Source organism: Streptomyces sp. R35 (assembly GCF_041053035.1).
GTDB lineage: Bacteria > Actinomycetota > Actinomycetes > Streptomycetales > Streptomycetaceae > Streptomyces > Streptomyces lutosisoli.
In genome coordinates, this window is the sequence record NZ_CP163440.1 from 4,225,431 (window position 1) to 4,242,187 (window position 16,757).

The 16,757-nt window shown below is 71.1% G+C and carries 14 protein-coding genes and 1 tRNA gene; 9 read left to right on the forward strand and 6 right to left on the reverse strand.

Going from position 1 to position 16,757, the window contains the following annotated elements:
* Positions 1-61 precede the first annotated feature (61 nt).
* Positions 62-1,447: a M6 family metalloprotease domain-containing protein gene (locus AB5J50_RS19320; protein ID WP_369265445.1), complete on the reverse strand. Its 1,386-nt coding sequence runs from the start codon at positions 1,445-1,447 to the stop codon at positions 62-64.
* A gap of 558 nt (positions 1,448-2,005) precedes the next feature.
* Here AB5J50_RS19320 and AB5J50_RS19325 point away from each other — a divergent pair.
* Complete coding sequence (locus tag AB5J50_RS19325) at positions 2,006-3,976, forward strand: putative bifunctional diguanylate cyclase/phosphodiesterase (protein WP_369259680.1); 1,971 nt, start codon at positions 2,006-2,008, stop codon at positions 3,974-3,976.
* A gap of 11 nt (positions 3,977-3,987) precedes the next feature.
* Here AB5J50_RS19325 and AB5J50_RS19330 read toward each other — a convergent pair whose 3' ends face one another.
* Both AB5J50_RS19330 and AB5J50_RS19335 read right to left on the reverse strand, forming a co-directional pair.
* The gene (locus tag AB5J50_RS19330) at positions 3,988-5,097 is read right to left on the reverse strand and encodes an LLM class flavin-dependent oxidoreductase (protein WP_369259682.1); all 1,110 of its coding nucleotides are present in this window, start codon (positions 5,095-5,097) and stop codon (positions 3,988-3,990) included.
* A 289-nt stretch (positions 5,098-5,386) separates the two neighbouring features.
* A complete protein-coding gene (locus tag AB5J50_RS19335; protein ID WP_369259684.1) occupies positions 5,387-6,151 on the reverse strand; it encodes a decarboxylase in 765 nt (254 codons plus the stop codon).
* 244 nt (positions 6,152-6,395) lie between these two features.
* On the opposite strand from AB5J50_RS19335, the gene AB5J50_RS19340 reads away from it, so the two are divergent.
* The 8 genes from AB5J50_RS19340 (at position 6,396) to AB5J50_RS19375 (ending at position 13,104) form a co-directional block, all read left to right on the forward strand.
* Positions 6,396-7,337, forward strand: a complete 942-nt coding sequence (locus tag AB5J50_RS19340) for a D-2-hydroxyacid dehydrogenase (RefSeq protein WP_369259686.1) — start codon at positions 6,396-6,398, stop codon at positions 7,335-7,337.
* A 19-nt stretch (positions 7,338-7,356) separates the two neighbouring features.
* Positions 7,357-8,805: an amidase gene (locus AB5J50_RS19345; RefSeq protein WP_369259687.1), complete on the forward strand. Its 1,449-nt coding sequence runs from the start codon at positions 7,357-7,359 to the stop codon at positions 8,803-8,805.
* A 58-nt stretch (positions 8,806-8,863) separates the two neighbouring features.
* On the forward strand, positions 8,864-9,778 hold the full coding sequence (gene ehuB, locus AB5J50_RS19350) for an ectoine/hydroxyectoine ABC transporter substrate-binding protein EhuB (protein ID WP_369259689.1): 915 nt from the start codon (positions 8,864-8,866) through the stop codon (positions 9,776-9,778).
* A complete protein-coding gene (gene ehuC, locus AB5J50_RS19355) occupies positions 9,775-10,503 on the forward strand; it encodes an ectoine/hydroxyectoine ABC transporter permease subunit EhuC (protein ID WP_369259691.1) in 729 nt (242 codons plus the stop codon). The genes ehuB and ehuC overlap by 4 nt, the downstream gene beginning before the upstream one ends.
* Complete coding sequence (gene ehuD / locus AB5J50_RS19360; RefSeq protein ID WP_369259693.1) at positions 10,500-11,150, forward strand: ectoine/hydroxyectoine ABC transporter permease subunit EhuD; 651 nt, start codon at positions 10,500-10,502, stop codon at positions 11,148-11,150. Before ehuC ends, ehuD begins: the two co-directional genes overlap by 4 nt.
* Positions 11,140-11,895 (forward strand): ectoine/hydroxyectoine ABC transporter ATP-binding protein EhuA, encoded by a 756-nt coding sequence (ehuA, locus tag AB5J50_RS19365; protein ID WP_369259695.1) that lies wholly within the window; start codon positions 11,140-11,142, stop codon positions 11,893-11,895. The genes ehuD and ehuA overlap by 11 nt, the downstream gene beginning before the upstream one ends.
* Before the next feature lie 242 nt (positions 11,896-12,137).
* Positions 12,138-12,896, forward strand: a complete 759-nt coding sequence (locus AB5J50_RS19370; RefSeq protein ID WP_327428967.1) for an IclR family transcriptional regulator C-terminal domain-containing protein — start codon at positions 12,138-12,140, stop codon at positions 12,894-12,896.
* A gap of 134 nt (positions 12,897-13,030) precedes the next feature.
* Positions 13,031-13,104, forward strand: a tRNA-Lys gene (locus AB5J50_RS19375).
* A gap of 58 nt (positions 13,105-13,162) precedes the next feature.
* On the opposite strand, the gene AB5J50_RS19380 is transcribed toward AB5J50_RS19375, so the two are convergent.
* From AB5J50_RS19380 to AB5J50_RS19390, 3 genes are all read right to left on the reverse strand, one after another.
* Complete coding sequence (locus tag AB5J50_RS19380; protein WP_369265446.1) at positions 13,163-13,795, reverse strand: response regulator; 633 nt, start codon at positions 13,793-13,795, stop codon at positions 13,163-13,165.
* Between the two features lie 5 nt (positions 13,796-13,800).
* On the reverse strand, positions 13,801-15,009 hold the full coding sequence (locus AB5J50_RS19385; RefSeq protein ID WP_369259697.1) for a sensor histidine kinase: 1,209 nt from the start codon (positions 15,007-15,009) through the stop codon (positions 13,801-13,803).
* 71 nt (positions 15,010-15,080) lie between these two features.
* Positions 15,081-16,739 carry a long-chain-fatty-acid--CoA ligase gene (locus tag AB5J50_RS19390; protein WP_369259699.1) on the reverse strand — a complete coding sequence of 553 codons (1,659 nt, stop codon included), beginning with the start codon at positions 16,737-16,739 and terminating at the stop codon, positions 15,081-15,083.
* Between the last annotated feature and the right edge of the window lie 18 nt (positions 16,740-16,757).

Sequence of the window (16,757 nt, forward strand, 5' to 3'; positions counted from 1 at the left end):
TTCTTCGTCATTTCCGCACGGCTTCGCCGCGTGACCGCAGTCGCCAGAAGGCCCCCGGCGCTCAGCCTGTCGTGATCTTCACCGTCCACGCCCCGGAAGCCGTGCGGTCCTCCACCTCGATCCGGACCTGCTCGCCCGGCACCGTGTAGCTCTCCCCGAGTGCCACGGGCGCGTCCGCGAGTGCCGGGTAGACCGAGCCTTCCCAGCAGGACTCGGAGTGGGGGTGCGCGTCGAGGACCTCGATCGGGCCGCCGCCCGACTCGGTCTCGTTGCGGACGCGGTAGACGAGGATGCCCTGCGCGCACGTCGAGTCGTCGTTGCCCGCCGGGCCGCGCGCCTCGAAGGCGAGCACGCTGTCGGGACCCGTACGGACCACCGCCAGTTTGGTGCCCCGCCCGGAACCGAACACCCGCGCACCCAACCCGTACGGCTCCACACCACCCGCCACATCCGACACGCCCGAGTCGTACGACCGCACACCTGTGACATCCGACCCGCCCGAGCCGGACGACACGCCCGAGCCGGAAGACGAGCCGTAGGCACCGACCGAACCAGACGAACCAGATGAGCCGTGCGACCGCGCACGCGAGCCGGAGGCACCGGCACCGGAGGCCTCCGCACCGGCCGTACCCGACCCGGAACCGCCCTCTCCCGGCCCCGCCCCCAGCGGCTCAAGCGTCAGCCGCGTGGCGCCGGCGCCCCGCACGCACGCCACCTGGCTCGGTTCCAGCCAGCCGAGCTTCCACTTGTGCCAGCCGAACAGGTCGGGGGCCAGTCCGAACTGGCTGCCCATGAGGTCCCAGTCACCGACGTAGGTGTCCCAGTCGCCCTTGCCGTCGGAGGGGCGGTGGTAGAGGTCGGGCAGGTCGAAGACGTGGCCGGTCTCGTGGGCGAGGACGAGGCGGTCCGGCGGGTGCTTCTCGAAGACCGTGACCACGCGGCGGATGTCCTTGCCGTCGGCGCGCAGGGGCGTGTCGAGGTTGACGACCTTCGTGGCGTCCGAGTCGACGCCCGGGGCGTCCGGATCGGCCACGAAGTAGACGATGTCGTAGCGCGAGAAGTCGACCTGCTTGTCGGCGGCGGTGACCGCGTCGCGCAGATAGGCGGCGCGACGGTCGGCGTTCCAGTCACGCTGTATGGCGTATGACCTGGAGGTGTGCGGCATCCGGATCCAGTCGCGCTGGGCATGCGGGCGCACCGTGAACTTGCCGTACGAGGCACGCTCGAAGAACTGGCTGGTGGCGGGGAAGTAGTCGGAGGTCAGTTCCGCCGGAGTGGTCCGCGGCGCGGAGTCCGGGAAGGACAGGAAGACCAGCACCGCGTCGAGGGGGTGATCGGGGCGCACATAGGAGGAGTTCCAGGTGTCGACACCCTCCGAGTGGTGTGCGTCGGTCCGTGTGAGGGCACATGAGGCCAAGCGGGGTTCGGCGAGCGCGGGGCCCGGCATCAGGCAAGTCGCGGCGAGCGCGGTCACCGAGGTGAACACGGCCGCGGTGCGGCGCCAGCGTGGCACCCCGTCACGCGCCAGACCCCGAAAGGCCTCACGCACCACACCCCACAAAGCCTCACGCGCCACACCCCGCACAGCCTCACGAGTGCAACCCCGCAGGGCCTCACGGGCGAGACCTCTCAGGGGCAGCGGACGCGGCACGTCGACCTCCGGATGCGGTTTTCAGGACACCGCACCCAGCCTGTGTGAGTTCGTCACACTTCGCCCTGTTTGCCTGCACCAGAAGAGTGAGGGGCCACGCGAGGCCGACACCCCGAACACTCACGGAACGTCACAGCCGATCGACGGGGGAAGGAACCCGTCCAGATGCAGGCAGAAACGATCTGTCAGAAGAGGCCGTTGTTCCGGGACACTGGACAGTGGCTGCAACTCCCCGAGGCCACCCTCTATGATCGGCACACTTTCCTGCACGGACACGGCTTGTGCGGCCGTCCATCACCGGCCGACCACCCCGAGAGACCTATACGAAGAACGAGTGCACTGCGGGAGCGAGCGGTGAGCGGAACGTCCGAAGGGCCGGTGCCCACGGCAGATCTCGTCCGGTCGGCCGTCACAGAGCGTCACATCGGCACATCTCCTCGTATGTACGCCGGGGCGCCTCCCGGTGTGTCGATCGCCCCAGGGTCATCTCCAGACCCGTACGCCTCTGCCGAGACGCCTCCAGACCCGTACGCCGGATCCGATGTCCCGGCCGGGACGCCACCCGACACGCCCGCATCCGACGGAGCGTCACCCCGTACCTTCCAGGCGGCCTTCGCCACCGCGCCGCTCGCCATGGCCGTCGTCGACCGCGAGGGACTCGTCGTCACCGCCAACGAGTCGCTGGGCGCGCTGCTCGGTCCCGGCGCGGACGCGCTGGCCGGGCGGATCGCCGCCGATCTGGTGGACCTGGCCTCGGACGCCCGCACCTGGCACTCGTACCGCGAGGTACTGCGAGGCCGGCAGGCCCGGCTGCGCTGCACCCGGCGCCTCAAGCATCCCGACGGCCACTCGCTCTGGGTCCAGATCACCGTGGCGCCGCTGCCCCCGCAGGAGCAGGCGGTCCTGCTGTCCGTCGCCGACATCAGCGCCCGCCGTGAACTCCAGGCGCGGCTGCGCCACTTGCAGATGCACGACCCGGTGACCCGGCTGCCCAACCGCACCCTGTTCTTCGAGCGCCTCTCGGCCGCCCTGGAGGCGGAGGCGTACGAGGAGGGCGGCACCGGCCGGATCGGGCTCTGCTATCTGGACCTGGACGGCTTCAAGGCGGTCAACGACACACTCGGCCACCGCGTCGGGGACCGGCTGCTCTCGGCCGTCGCCGAACGCCTGACGCGCTGCGCCGACGAGGCGGGTTACACGAGAGCCGCCACTCCCCTGGTGGCGAGACTCGGCGGCGACGAGTTCGCGCTCCTCGTCGAGGACTCCACAGGGACGGACCAGTTGGCGGACCTCGCCGACTCGGTGCTGAAGGCCCTCCAGGCCCCCTTCGACCTCTCCGGTCAGCGGCTGTCCCTCTCCGCGTCGATCGGGGTCGTCGAGCGGCGCGCCGCCGGAACCAGCGCGACCGGTCTGATGCAGGCCGCGGATACGACGCTGTACTGGGCGAAGGCCGACGGCAAGGGCCGCTGGACCCTCTTCGACCCGGAGCGCAACGCCCACCGCATGACCCGCCAGGCCCTCTCCTCCACCCTCCGCGCGGCCGTCGAGCGCGGCGAGTTCGCGCTGGAGTACCAGCCGTTGGTGGGCATGGAGGACGGCGGGGTGCGCGGGGTCGAAGCCCTCGTCCGCTGGAATCATCCGCAGTTCGGAACGCTGACGCCGAATCGGTTCATCGGATTGGCCGAGGAAGACGGTTCGATCGTGCAGCTCGGCCGCTGGGTGCTGGCCACCGCCTGCCGGCAGGCCCGCAGCTGGCAGCTGGACCACCCGGACGCCCCGCCGATCTTCGTCAGTGTGAACGTGGCGGTGCGCCAGGTCTGGGACTCCGACCTGGTGGCCGACGTGGCGGAGATCCTCGCGGAGACCGGCCTCGACCCGCACCTTCTCCAGCTGGAGCTGACGGAGTCGGCGGTGATGGGCTCGGCCGGCCGGCCGCTGCAAGCCCTCCAGGCGCTCAGCGACATGGGCGTACGCATCGCGATCGACGACTTCGGCACCGGTTACTCGAACCTGGCCTACCTCAGCCGTCTCCCGGTCTCCGTCCTGAAGCTGGACGGCTCCTTCGTACGGGGCTTCCAGTACGAGAACGCCGACGGTACGTCCGCCCACCCCAACCCCGCCGACGAGGTCATCGTCGAGGCCCTCATCCAACTCGCCCACCGGCTGGGCCTGACGGTCACCGCCGAGTGTGTGGAGACCGCCTCCCAGGCCTCCCGGCTGCGCGGCATCGGCTGCGACACCGGGCAGGGCTGGCTGTACTCGCGGCCGGTGGCGCCGGATCGTATCTCCGCACTATTGACGGCGCCGGACTGCCGTCAGACCTGAGGCTCCCGGGGCTACCGGGCCTCGGTCGGCGGGGCCTTCGGCAACCCGTAGGCGTCCGCGATGAGTTCGTAGGAACGCAGGCGTACGTCGCCGCTGTGGGCGTTGCCCGTGATCATCAACTCGTCGGCGCCGGTGCGCTTCTGCAGGTCGTCGAGGCCGGAGCGGACCTCGTCCGCGGTGCCGTGGATGACGTTGGAGTTCCAGCTGTTGATGAACTCCCGCTCCATGGGGCTGAATTCGTACGCCTCCGCCTCCTCGGGCGTCGGGACGAGACCCGGGCGGCCGGTGCGCAGCCGGACCATGTTCAGGGCGGCGGCCAGGACCTGGCGGCGGGCCTCCTTCTCGTCGTCGGTGGCGAGGGCGGAGACGCCGATGAGGGCGTACGGGGCGGCCAGCACGGCGCTCGGCCGGAAGGACTCGCGGTAGAGGTCCAGCGCCGGGACCGTGTTCTGGGCCGAGAAGTGGTGGGCGAAGGCGAACGGGAGGCCCAGGACTCCGGCGAGGCGGGCACTGAAACCGGAGGAGCCGAGCAGCCAGACCGGGGGCCGGTGCGGGGACTGTACGCCGCCGGGGGAGGTCGACTGGACGGGGCCGGGGACCGCGTGGATGCGGGCGTAGGGGTGGCCGTCGGGGAAGTCGTCGTCCAGGAAGCGGGTGAGCTCCGCGAGCTGCTCGGGGAAGTCGTCGGCGCCTTCGCCCAGGCGGTCGGTGCGGCGCAGGGCGGCGGCGGTCGCACCGTCCGTGCCCGGGGCTCGGCCCAGGCCGAGGTCGATACGGCCCGGGGCCATCGCCTCCAGCGTGCCGAACTGCTCCGCGATGACCAGGGGGGCGTGGTTGGGAAGCATGACTCCGCCCGAGCCCAGGCGGATGCGGGTGGTGTGGGCGGCGAGGTGGGCGAGGATCACGGCGGGTGAGGACGATGCCACGCCCGGCATCGAGTGGTGCTCGGCGACCCAGTAGCGGTGGAAGCCTCGGGACTCCGCGAGGCGGGAGATCTTGACGCTGGTGTGCAGAGCGTCGGTGGCGGTGCGGCCTGCGCCGACTGTGACCAGGTCCAGTACGGAGAGGGGTACCGGGGCGGTGCCCTCCGCCTTGCCTCGGATCTCGTCCGTTTCGGTCACCAGTGCCTCCTGCGGTTTTGTGCGTGGCGCGTCCGGGGGGTACCAACAGGAGGCAGTCCCCGGTTATTCCCGTTTCCTCGCCCCCGCCGCCCCTACCCGTCCCATCCCTGGGGGCTGCGCCCCCAGACCCCCCTAAAAGATTGCGCAGTTCCCCGCGCCCCTGAAAGACGGGGGTAGCTCGTCGGCTGCGGGACGGTGGGGGCCGTTCGCGCAGTTCCCCGCGCCCCTAAAGGCGCCCCGCCCGCCCCGGGGTCTTTTAGGGGCGCGGGGAACTGCGCAATCTTTTGGACTACACCTGGACGAGGGGTTCCTTGGTGAAGAGGGTGCCGAGGCGGGGGGCGTTGACTCGGCGGGCGGAGAGGCGGAGGGCCTCCCAGGCGGTTACCTGGTTGGCGGTGAGGACCGGTTTGGAGAGGGCCCTCTCCAGGGCGGGGATGTGGGAGACCGTGTGGAGGGCGGTGTCGGGGAGGAGGAGCGCCGCCGCGTCCGGATGGTCGGCCGCCCGGGCCAGGGCGAGGATCTGGTCGTAGCCCCAGGTCGCGACCTCCGCCGCCGCCCTCCCGCTGCCGCCGGCACCCCGCACCGACACCACCTCCACCCCCGCATCCCCCAGAAACGCCGCGAAGAGCCCAGCCACCTCATCCGCATACGTCGCCGCGACCGCAACCCGCCGCACCCCGATCTCCCGCACCGCGTGCGCGAAACCGAACGACGTGGAGGAGGCCGGCAGCCCCGCGGCCCGGGCAAGGCCGCGGACCTGCTCATGGGCGCCCTGCCAGCCGTACACGAAGCTGCCGCTGGTGCAGGCCCACACCACCGCTTCGGCGCCCGAGAGGCGCAGCTCCTCGACGCCCGCGGTGAGCCGGTCCGCCGAGCCCATCTCGCGGAGCGCGTCCACGCGACGGGCGGCCTCCCCGGTCTCCCCAGTCGCCGTGGTCTCCGGGATCTCCGTGTGGACGAGGGTCATGCGGATGTCGCTGCCGAGCAGCTGCTCCATGCGCGGGTAGTCGTCCTCGGCCGCGTGACCGGGGTAGAGGAATCCGAGTGCGGTCATGCCCCACCTTCCTGTTCTGCCGACAGTACGGGGCCCGCCGAGCGGATTCGTCCAAGAGTGCCGGCGGCGCCGCGTCGGCCGAGTACGTCACCTGGTTGGCCGAGACGGAAAAGGGTGGCAACGGGCCGTACGCGGGCCCGTGTTGACGAAGGTAGGTTCGGGTGCGAGCGTGGTCAATCCGCGCATCTCAGACGGCTGGAACTCCCCAGCAGAGCGGACCCGCATAGCGAAACGGCTGCCCCCGATGACCACGCTCCTCGTTCTGGACGCCGAGCCCCTCCCCCGCCTCGGCAGGCTCACCGGCCGGGTGCGGATCGAGCACGCCGACGAGTCCACGCTGGCCGAGCGGCTGCCGCACGCGGACGTTCTGCTCGTATGGGACTTCACCTCGGGCGCCGTACGCCGTGCCTGGCCCGGCGAGGGTCCGCGGCCGCGCTGGGTGCACACGGCGAGCGCGGGGGTGGACCATCTGATGTGTCCCGAGCTCACCGCGTCCGACACGGTGGTGACCAACGCGCGGGGCATCTTCGACCAGCCGATCGCGGAGTACGTCGCCGCTCTGGTGCTGTCCATGGCGAAGGATCTGCCGCGGACATGGGATCTCCAGCGCCGCCGGGAGTGGCGGCACCGCGACACGCAGCGAGTGGCGGGGACCCGGGCCTGCGTGGTCGGTTCCGGGCCGGTCGGGCGGGCGATCGTCAGGATGCTCAAGGCGCTCGACGTCACGACGGCCCTGGTGGGGCGCACTCCGCGGACCGGTATCCATGGACCGGAGGAGCTGGGCCGGCTGATGGCGCGCGCCGACTGGGTGGTGTCCGCGGCGCCGCTCACCGAGGTCACGCGCGGCATGTTCGACGCGCGGCGCTTCGGGATGATGCAGCCGTCGGCGCGCTTCATCAACGTCGGGCGCGGGCAGCTCGTCGTCGAGGGCGCGCTCGCCGAGGCGCTGTCGAAGCGGTGGATCTCGGGCGCGGCCCTCGATGTCTTCCAGCACGAACCGCTCGGCCCCGACAGCCCGTTGTGGGATGTTCCGGGGCTGATCGTGTCGCCGCACATGAGCGGGGACACGGCCGGCTGGCGGGACGAACTGGGTAAGCAGTTCGTGGAGTTGTTCGAGCGCTGGGCGGCGGGGAAGCCACTCCTGAACGTCGTCGACAAGAAGCGTGGGTACGTACCGGGACGCTGAACTCCCTTTGGAGGGGCCGATGTCGGAACTCACCGAGCTGACCGCGGCACAACTCGTCGACGGCTACCGCAAGGGCGAATTCAGCCCCGTGGAGGCGACCCGCGCGGCCCTGGAGCGGGCCGATGCCGTCCAGCCCGCCGTGAACGCGTTCGTACGGCTGGACGCGGAGGAAGCGCTCGCCCAGGCCCAGGAGTCGGCTGAGCGGTGGCGGCGGGGTGAGCCCGCGGGTCTCCTGGACGGCGTCCCGGTCACCGTCAAGGACGTCCTCCTGCTGCGCGGACGCCCGACGCTGCGCGGCTCCAGGACCGTTGATCCGCAGGGCCGTTGGGACGAGGATGCGCCGTCCGTGGCCCGGCTGCGGGAGCACGGTGCCGTCTTCCTCGGCAAGACGACGACGCCCCAGTTCGGCTGGAAGGGCGTCACGGACTCGGCCCTGACGGGGGTGACCCGCAATCCGTACGACGTCTCGCGCACGTCGGGCGGCTCCAGCGGCGGCAGCGCGGCGGCCGTGGCGCTCGGCGCGGGCCCGCTGTCCCTGGGCACGGACGGCGGCGGGAGTGTCCGCATCCCGGCCGCCTTCTGCGGGATCTTCGGGCTGAAGCCGACGTACGGGAGAGTGCCGCTGTATCCCGCGAGCGCCTTCGGGACACTCACGCACGTGGGCCCGATGACGCGGGACGCCGCCGACGCCGCCCTGATGATGGACGTGATCAGCGGCCCCGACGCGCGGGACTGGTCCGCGCTCGGGCCGGTCGGCGGCTCCTTCGTGGACGCGCTGGAGGGCGGGGTGCGGGGCCTGCGGGTCGCGTACTCGCCCTCGCTGGGCGGGCAGGTCGCGGTCCGCCCCGCCGTCGCGGCGGCCGTACGGCGCGCGGTGGAGCGGCTCGCGGCACTCGGCGCGTACGTCACCGAGGCCGACCCCGACCTGACCGACCCGTTGGGCGCCTTCCACACCCTCTGGTTCAGCGCGGCGGCCCGTCTGACCCAGCACTTCGGGCCCCACCAGCGGGAGTTGCTCGAACCGGGCCTGCGTGAGATCTCCGGCCTCGGCGCGCGCATCAGCGCGCTGGACTATCTCGCGGCGGTGGACGTCCGGATGGCGCTCGGACGGCGGATGGGCCGCTTTCACGAGTCGTACGACGTCCTGGTCACCCCGACGCTTCCGTTGACGGCCTTCGAGGCGGGCGCCGAGGTCCCGGCCGGCTCCGGTCACCGTCGCTGGACGGGCTGGACCCCGTTCACGTACCCCTTCAACATGACGCAGCAGCCCGCGGCGACCGTCCCCGTCGGCCTCGCCCCCGACGGCCTCCCGGTGGGCCTCCAGATCGTGGCCGCCCGCCACCGCGACGACCTCGTCCTGCGGACGGCGCACACGCTGTACGAGGCGGGGGTCGCCGGAATCGATGCTCCCACCAGGGTCCAGGCCCTGCATTCCAAGGTCCCGCGGGGGTCAATGTGGCCTCGGTGACGGACGGGGCTCAAAATCGATCCGCATAGATCACATGGCCCCGGGTAGTCGCGCGGCCATGGCTCCACCACTTGGGAATGACACAGAGAAACGAGGGCCCAGCCGGCGGTCGCTGCTCGCGGGTGCCTCCGTGTTCGGCACGGTCGGGGCGCTGGGCGCCGCCGGCTGCAGTCGTGTCGCCACGGCGGCCGGCACGGACGGCGGTGATCTCCTCGACCGGCTGAAGGCGCAGGGTGTCGTACGGCTGGGTATCGCGGGTGAGGTCCCCTTCGGGTACATCGACAGGAACGGCGAGCTGACGGGCGAGGCGCCGGAGCTCGCGAAGGCCGTCTTCAAACGGCTGGGGGTCGATCGCGTCCAGCCGGTGCCGACCGAGTTCGGCTCGCTCATACCCGGGCTCAACTCGCAGCAGTTCGATGTCGTGTCCGCCGGGATGTACATCAACCCCGAGCGCTGTGAGCAGGTCATCTTCGCGGATCCGGACTACCGGATGCTCGACGCGTTCATCGTGCGCAAGGGCAACCCGAAGGGGCTGCACGACTACGACGATGTCGTCCGGAAGAAGGCCAAGTTCGCCACCGGGACCGGGTACGCCGAGATTCAGTACGCGGTGGAGGCCGGGTACAAGGAGAGCGACATCCTGATCGTGCCGGATCAGGTGGCCGGGCTGAACGCCGTCGAGGCGGGACGTGTCGACGCCTTCGCGGGGACGGCGCTGACCACGCGTGAGGTGGTCAAGAAGTCCGGCAAGGCCGAGAGTACGAGGCCCTTCGCGCCGCTGGTGAAGGGCAAGCCGCATGTCGACGGCGGCGGCTTCGCGTTCCGGTCGCCGGAGACGCGGCTGCGGGACGCCTTCAACGTGGAGCTCAGGAAGCTGAAGGACAGCGGCGAGCTGTTCCGCATCCTCCGGCCGTTCGGCTTCACCCAGGCCGAGATGACCGACATGACCGCGAAGGAGCTGTGCCGCGGATGACCTCGGGACTCTGGGAACTCGTACTCAAAGGGATCTGGATCACCGTCCAACTGCTCATCTTCAGCGGCCTGTTGGCCGGTGCGATCTCCTTCGCCGTCGGGATCGCGCGCACCTCGCGGTGGTGGATCGTCCGCTTCCTCGCGGGCTTCTACACCGAGGTGTTCCGCGGCACCTCCGCGCTGATCATGATCTTCTGGGTGTACTTCGTGCTGCCGCTCGCCTTCGGCTGGCAGCTCGTCCCGATGTGGGCGGGCACGCTGGCGCTGGGACTGACGTACGGGGCGTACGGCTCCGAGATCGTGCGCGGCGCCCTGAACGCGGTCGACCCGGCGCAGCGTGAGGGCGGGATCGCGCTCGGCTTCACGCCCTGGCAGCGGATGCGGCTGGTCCTGCTGCCGCAGGCGGTGCCCGAGATGGTCCCCTCCTTCTGCAACCTGCTGGTCGAGCTGCTCAAGGGCACGGCCCTGGTCTCCGTCATGGGCATGGGCGATCTGTCGTTCAGCGCCAACCTGGTGCGGCTCGCGTTGCAGCAGAGCGCGGAGGTCTACACGTACGTCCTGCTGATCTACTTCGTGATCGCCTTCCTGCTCACGCGGCTGATGCGCGGTCTGGAGAAGCGGCTGAAGGCCGAGGTCGGCAAGGACCCCGGGACGGAGACGGCGGCGCGTGAGCTCAAGCGCGCACAGACGACCGGCGTGGGAGCCGCGAGCGGAGGTGCCTCATGAAGTGGGACTGGAGCGCGGTCGGCGATTTCATGCCGCACTTCTGGGACGGACTGCTGGTCACCCTTCAGGCACTGGCCCTCGGCTCGGTGATCTCCTTCGCCCTCGGTCTGGTGTGGGCGCTGCTGATGCGGACGCCGACGCGCTGGGTGCGCTGGCCGGTCGGGGTGGTCACGGAGTTCATCCGGAACACCCCCCTGCTGGTGCAGCTGTTCTTCCTCTTCTATGTGCTGCCCGAGTGGAACATCACGTTCTCCGCGCTGACCACCGGTGTCGTCGCGATCGGGCTGCACTACTCGACGTACACGATGCAGGTCTACCGGGCCGGTATCGAGGCGGTGCCCGCCGGCCAGTGGGAAGCGGCCAGGGCGCTCAGCCTGCCCGTGCGGCGCACCTGGACCGCGGTGATCCTGCCGCAGGCGATCCGCCGGGTGGTGCCCCCGCTCGGCAACTACGTCATCTCGATGCTCAAGGACACCCCGATCCTGATGGTGATCACCGTGATGGAGATGCTCGGCGAGGCGCGGCTGTACTCGCAGCAGCACTTCCAGTTCACCGAGCCGCTCACGGTCATCGGCGTGGCCTTCATCCTCATTTCCTATCCGGCTTCCCTGCTTCTGCGAGCCCTGGAGCGACGTCTTGTCCGCTGATACGAAGACCGAAGAGCTGATCCGCTTCGACAAGGTCACCAAGCGCTTCGGGGACAACACCGTCCTCGACGGCCTCGACTTCCGCGTCGACCCCGGAAAGCACGTCACGCTGATCGGCCCGTCCGGCTCCGGCAAGACGACGATCCTGCGGCTGCTGATGACGCTGGCCGAGCCGGACGAGGGCACGATCACGGTCGCCGGGGAGCAGCTCTTCCCGGCGGGCGAGAAGCAGATCCGCGAGGTCCGCAAGAAGATCGGGATGGTCTTCCAGCAGTTCAACCTGTTCCCGAACATGTCGGTGCTCAGGAACATCACCGAGGCGCCGGTCACCGTCCTCGGCCTGTCCAGGGACGTGGCCGAGGCGCGGGCCCGCGAGCTGCTGGACCTGGTGGGCCTCGCGGACAAGTGCGACGTGTATCCGGGCCGGCTGTCCGGCGGCCAGCAGCAGCGCGTCGCGATCGCCCGTGCGCTGGCGATGCGGCCTCAGGTGCTGCTCCTGGACGAGGTGACGTCCGCGCTCGACCCCGAGCTGGTCGCGGGCGTCCTCGACCTTCTCCGTGACATCGCCCGCACCACGGACATCACGATGCTCTGCGTGACCCACGAGATGAATTTCGCCCGGGACATCTCGGACCAGGTGCTGATGTTCGATTCCGGCCGCGTCATCGAGTCCGGTCCGCCGGAGAAGATCTTCAGCGATCCGGAGCACGACCGGACCCGGGAATTTCTCAGCGCGGTGCTGTGATGACGGGGAGTGAATGACGGCGAGCACGGCAAGGTGCGAGGTCCGGCAATTGGGGCATGCCCAATGTGCCATGACTTTGGCATATGCCAGGGTGGCGCGTTCCTGCTGAGAGGGTTGGAACGCGCCATCAATCTCGTCAACAGACGCTCACAGCAGGCCCTTTGGTGGGTATCGTGGAGGGAGCCCAGCTGTCCGGGCTGTGTCTTGTTTTGAGCCGGGCCCATGAAGCGCAGGGGGAAACCGTGGCGCTGAAGCACGAGCCGACCGCGCCGTACCACTCGGCCCAGGACGCCCTCCGCGTCCTGGAGACAGTGTCACGGCACTCCACCGGTGTCACCGACGCCGAACTCGCCCGCCAGACCCGCCTCGACACCGAGCGCCTGACCGCACTGCTGCGGATGCTGCGCCGGGAGGGATACGTCGAGCAGATCGCCGACGGCGCATACGTCACCGGCGCCGCTCTCAGCCGACTCGGTTCCGCGCACGGCCGTGACCAGGCACTGCGCGCAAAACTCCAGCAGACCATCGACCGGCTGCGCGACTCGGTCGGCGCCGCCATCTACATCAGCCGGTACGTCGACGGTGAGATCCACGTCACCCAGTGCGCCACCGGCCCGGCGACCCCGGCGGTCAACGAGTGGGTCGACTTCCGCTCGTCCGCCCACGCCAGCGCGATCGGCAAGAGCCTTCTCGGCCAGCTCGACCACAACGGCCGCCGCGACCACCTCTCCCGCCACAGGATGGCCCGCCTCACCTCGCGCACCATCACCAACGAGCGGCTCCTCCTGTCCCGCCTCGACGCCCACCCGCCCACCGTGCCCGTGCTGGATCTCCAGGAGTACGCGATCGGCACGGTCTGCGCGGCCGTCCCCATCACGGCGGGCTCCTCCGTCGGCTGTCTGGCCCTCTCCCTCCCGGTCGAGCACGCACACAGGCTCCGCCAGGCCGCGGACTCGCTGAACCGGGGGGCCGCCCCGGTTCTGCTCTCCCTGGCGATCTAGGGCCGTCCTTTCGGGCCTCCACCCAGCGCCCCGGGCGGTCACCGGGGCGTCACCGCCGGGTGGTCAGAAGCACCCCTGCGGACCAGGTAGTATTTCTTTTGTCGCCGACCGCGAGAGCGGGAGGCGGGAGTCATGCGCCGCTAGCTCAGTTGGTTAGAGCAGCTGACTCTTAATCAGCGGGTCCGGGGTTCGAGTCCCTGGCGGCGCACAGAAGAAGGCCCTCCACTGAAGTGGGGGGCCTTCACGCATGTCCGAACGGGCACTCCCTACCCCCGCAGATAAGCCAGCACGGCCAGCACCCGCCGATGCGTGTCCTCCGCCGGAGGCAGCTCCAGCTTCCCCAGGATGTTCCCGATGTGCTTGCCCACGGCGGCCTCGGTGACCACCAGCTCACGCGCGATCGCGCCGTTGGACTTTCCCTCGGCCACCAGGCCCAGGACCTCGCGCTCGCGGGGCGTCAGCGCCTCCAGCGGATCGCGTCGGCGGCGCAGCAGCTGCCGTACGACCTCGGGGTCGACGACCGTCCCGCCCGCGGCCACCCGTTCCACCGCCTCGGCGAACTGTTCGACCTGTCCGACGCGGTCCTTGAGGAGGTAGCCGACGCCGGTGCCGTCCCCGGTGTCGAGGAGCTCGGCGGCGTACGCCCGCTGGACGTACTGGCTGAGGACGAGCACCGGCAGGCGCGGATCCGCCGCCCGCAGGGCGAGGGCCGCGCGGAGCCCCTCGTCCTGGAAACCGGGCGGCATCCGTACGTCGGTGACGACGAGGTCGGGGGCGTACTCCGGCACGGCTTCGGTGAGCTCTTGCGCGTCGCCGACCGCCGCGACGACCTCGTGTCCGAAGCGGGCCAGCAGCCCGACCAGCCCCTCCCGCAGCAGCACACTGTCCTCGGCGAGCACGACTCTCAGCAAGGGATCTCCATACACAGCACGGTGGGACCGCCGGGCGGACTGTCGACGGTCAGTGTTCCATCGAGGACGGCCAGCCGGTCGGCGAGACCGGTGAGCCCGGAGCCGGCGAGCGGATCAGCACCTCCGCGACCGTCGTCCCGTACCTCGATGCGCAGCAGCCTCTCCCCGTACCGCCCGCTGATCCACGCCCGGCCCGCCCCGCTGTGCCGGCCCACGTTCGCGAGCGCCTCGCGCACCGCGAAGTACGCCGCGGCCTCCACGGATTCGACGAACCGCGGCAGCCGCACGTCCACCTCCACGGGTACGGCGGACCGGTCGGCGGCGTCGGCGATGGCGTCCCCGAGTCCGTAGTCGGCGAGCACCTGCGGATGGATGCCGTGGATCAACTCCCTTAGTTCACCGAGGACTTGGTCGGCTTCCTCGTGGGCGGCCGTGAGCCGCTCCGCCAGCTCGGGCGGGGCGTCGAGCCGGGCGAGGCCCAGCTTCATGCTGAGCGCCACCAGCCGCTGCTGCGCCCCGTCGTGCAGATCCCGCTCGATCCGCCGCCGCTCGGCCTCGAAGGCGGCCACCAGCCGGGCCCGGGACCTCGTCACCTCGGCGAGCCGCTGTTCGGGCTCGCGCGCGGCGAGGCACAGCCGGGCGAGGGCGGCGCGGGCACGGGCGTACAGCGCGAGCGGCCACAGGAGTACGAGGAGCAGGACGAGCCCGCCCGCCGCGCACAGGAACGCCTGCCCGTACGAGTCGATCAGCCACAGCTTGGCGATGCGGGTGTCACCGCCGGAGACGGCCAGTTGCACCGGCGCCCCCAGCATGGCGCCCGGCACCCCCAGCGCCCCCGCCAGCACCAGCAGGTCCAGCGGCCACAGCACGCAGGCGAGCAGCACGGCGTACGCCAGTTCCCGCCAGGTCACCGGCTCGCCGAACCGGAGCCTGGCCCAGGCGGTGAGGCCCGGCTCGTCCGGGGTGCGGTGGGGGTCGGGCACCCGCGCCGGGTCCATGAGCCGCAGCCGCCACCGCTCCACCGCCCCCACGGGTACGCCGGTCAGCGCGACCAGCGCCAGCAGAGGCAGCCCGACGAGCACGGGGGTGAGGGCCGCGCCCACGACGCCGAGCACCAGCAGCCCGACGAGCAGCGGAACGCCCACCAGTACGCCGGTGACGAGATACCCGGCCGCACGCCACGGCCCGACTCTGCTGATCATGCGGCCACGTTAGGCGGCGCCGGGCACGCCGGACCATACGAGCAGGGGGTGTGGTCGAGGTGGGGCCGGCCCTACCTCGCGAGCAGTTCCTCCCGCCCCCGTGCCCGGTACTCGGCCACCAGCCCCTCGACGTCCGCCGCCTCCAGCCTGCGGTACGCGCACTCCCCCGCCGGCCGCCACCACACCGGATCCGGGCACCGGAAACCCTCCCGCCGCAGCCCCACCCGGTGGATCTTGTTGGTGGCGGTGACGGGCATCCGCTCCACGATCCGTACGAAGCGGGGCGCCATCTTGGTGCCCAAGTCGGGCTGGGAGAGCAGGAATTCGCCGAAGGAGAGGGGGTCGAAGGGGACCCCGGGCCGCAGCGCCACCGCCGCCATCACCTGGTCCCCGGCGACGGGATCCGGCACCGCGTACACCGCCACGGCGGCGGCGTCCCCGTACCGGGCGAGGATGTTCTCGATCACCGCGGCGGCGAGGTTCTCGCTGTCGACGCGCAGCCGGTCGTCGGTACGGCCCGCGAAGTAGAGGAATCCGTCGGCGTCGCGGTAGAAGAGGTCTCCTGTCCAGTACCAGCCGTCGCGTCGCCGGGCGGCGTCCGCGTCCGGGTTGCGCCAGTAGCCCTCGAAGGGGTTCGCGCCGCGGTTCACCAACTCCCCTATCGCCTCGGCCCCGTTGAGGAGACGTCCGTCGGCGGAGAAGACGGCCGGCGGGCATTCGGCGCGCGTCTGCGGGTCCACCACCGCGAGGTCGTCACCGGGTGCCGCCCGTCCGATCGCCCCGGCCGGGGTGCCGGGCGCCCGCTGGATGGCCGCGCCGCCCTCCGAGGAGCCGTACCCCTCCACCAGGCGCACTCCGAAGCGTTCCTCGAAGGCGGCCGCGTCGACCGCGCCGGCCTCCGTGCCGAAGCCCATGCGCAGGGGGTTGTCGCGGTCGTCGGGGCGGGCGGGCGTGGCCAGCAGGTACTGGACGGCACGGCCGACATAGGTGAAGTACGTGGCCCCGCAGGCCCGTACGTCGGCGAGGAACCCCGACGCGGAGAACCGGCGCCGCAGCGCGACCGACGCGCCCGCCGCCAGCGCGGGCGCCCAGTCGGCGATCACCGCGTTGCCGTGGAACATCGGCATGCAGATGTAGTGCGTGTCGTCCGGGAGCACTCCGAAGTGGTCGACGAGCGACCGCCCGGCGGCGGCGAGCCTGCCCTGGGTGCAGATCGCGGCCTTGGGGGCGCCGGTCGAGCCGGAGGTGAAGTAGAGGAGGAGGCGGGCGTCGGGGGTCGCCTTGGAGGCGTCCGGCTTCACGCCCCCGTACGCCCCCACGAGGTCGGCGTACGCGTCCGTGTCGGTCACCAGGATGCGTACGCCCGGGAGTTCGAGGCCGTCGAGCAGCGGCAGATGGGCCCGCTCGGTGATCAGGACGCGGCACTCGGTGTGCAGGATGTCGCGGGCCAGTTCGGGGCCGCGCCGAGTCGGATTGATCCCGGCGACGGCGGCGCCCGCGAGGGCGGCCGCGCCCAACCACATCGGATATTCAGGGGTGTTGTCGAGCAGCACCCCGATGTGCGGTGCGGCGCCGGGCGGCAGCAGATCGGCGAGCAGCGCCGCCCGTGCCGCCGAGCCCGCGGCCACCCGGTGGTGGCTGAGCACCCGGCCCTCGAACCACAGCCCCGGCCGGTGGTCGTCCCACCGTTCCTGTACGAGTTCCGCGACGGTACGCCTCATGGACCCCATGGAGGCGCACCATAATTG

Coding starts and splice junctions, on each gene's coding strand:
- AB5J50_RS19335 (WP_369259684.1), bottom strand. CDS start 6,151: ATGACCGCACTCGGATTCCTCTACCCCGGTCACGCGGCCGAGGACGAC.
- AB5J50_RS19340 (WP_369259686.1), top strand. CDS start 6,396: ATGACCACGCTCCTCGTTCTGGACGCCGAGCCCCTCCCCCGCCTCGGC.
- ehuC (WP_369259691.1), top strand. CDS start 9,775: ATGACCTCGGGACTCTGGGAACTCGTACTCAAAGGGATCTGGATCACC.
- AB5J50_RS19385 (WP_369259697.1), bottom strand. CDS start 15,009: ATGATCAGCAGAGTCGGGCCGTGGCGTGCGGCCGGGTATCTCGTCACC.
- ehuD (WP_369259693.1), top strand. CDS start 10,500: ATGAAGTGGGACTGGAGCGCGGTCGGCGATTTCATGCCGCACTTCTGG.
- AB5J50_RS19320 (WP_369265445.1), bottom strand. CDS start 1,447: ATGCCGGGCCCCGCGCTCGCCGAACCCCGCTTGGCCTCATGTGCCCTC.
- AB5J50_RS19345 (WP_369259687.1), top strand. CDS start 7,357: ATGTCGGAACTCACCGAGCTGACCGCGGCACAACTCGTCGACGGCTAC.
- ehuB (WP_369259689.1), top strand. CDS start 8,864: ATGGCTCCACCACTTGGGAATGACACAGAGAAACGAGGGCCCAGCCGG.
- AB5J50_RS19390 (WP_369259699.1), bottom strand. CDS start 16,739: ATGGGGTCCATGAGGCGTACCGTCGCGGAACTCGTACAGGAACGGTGG.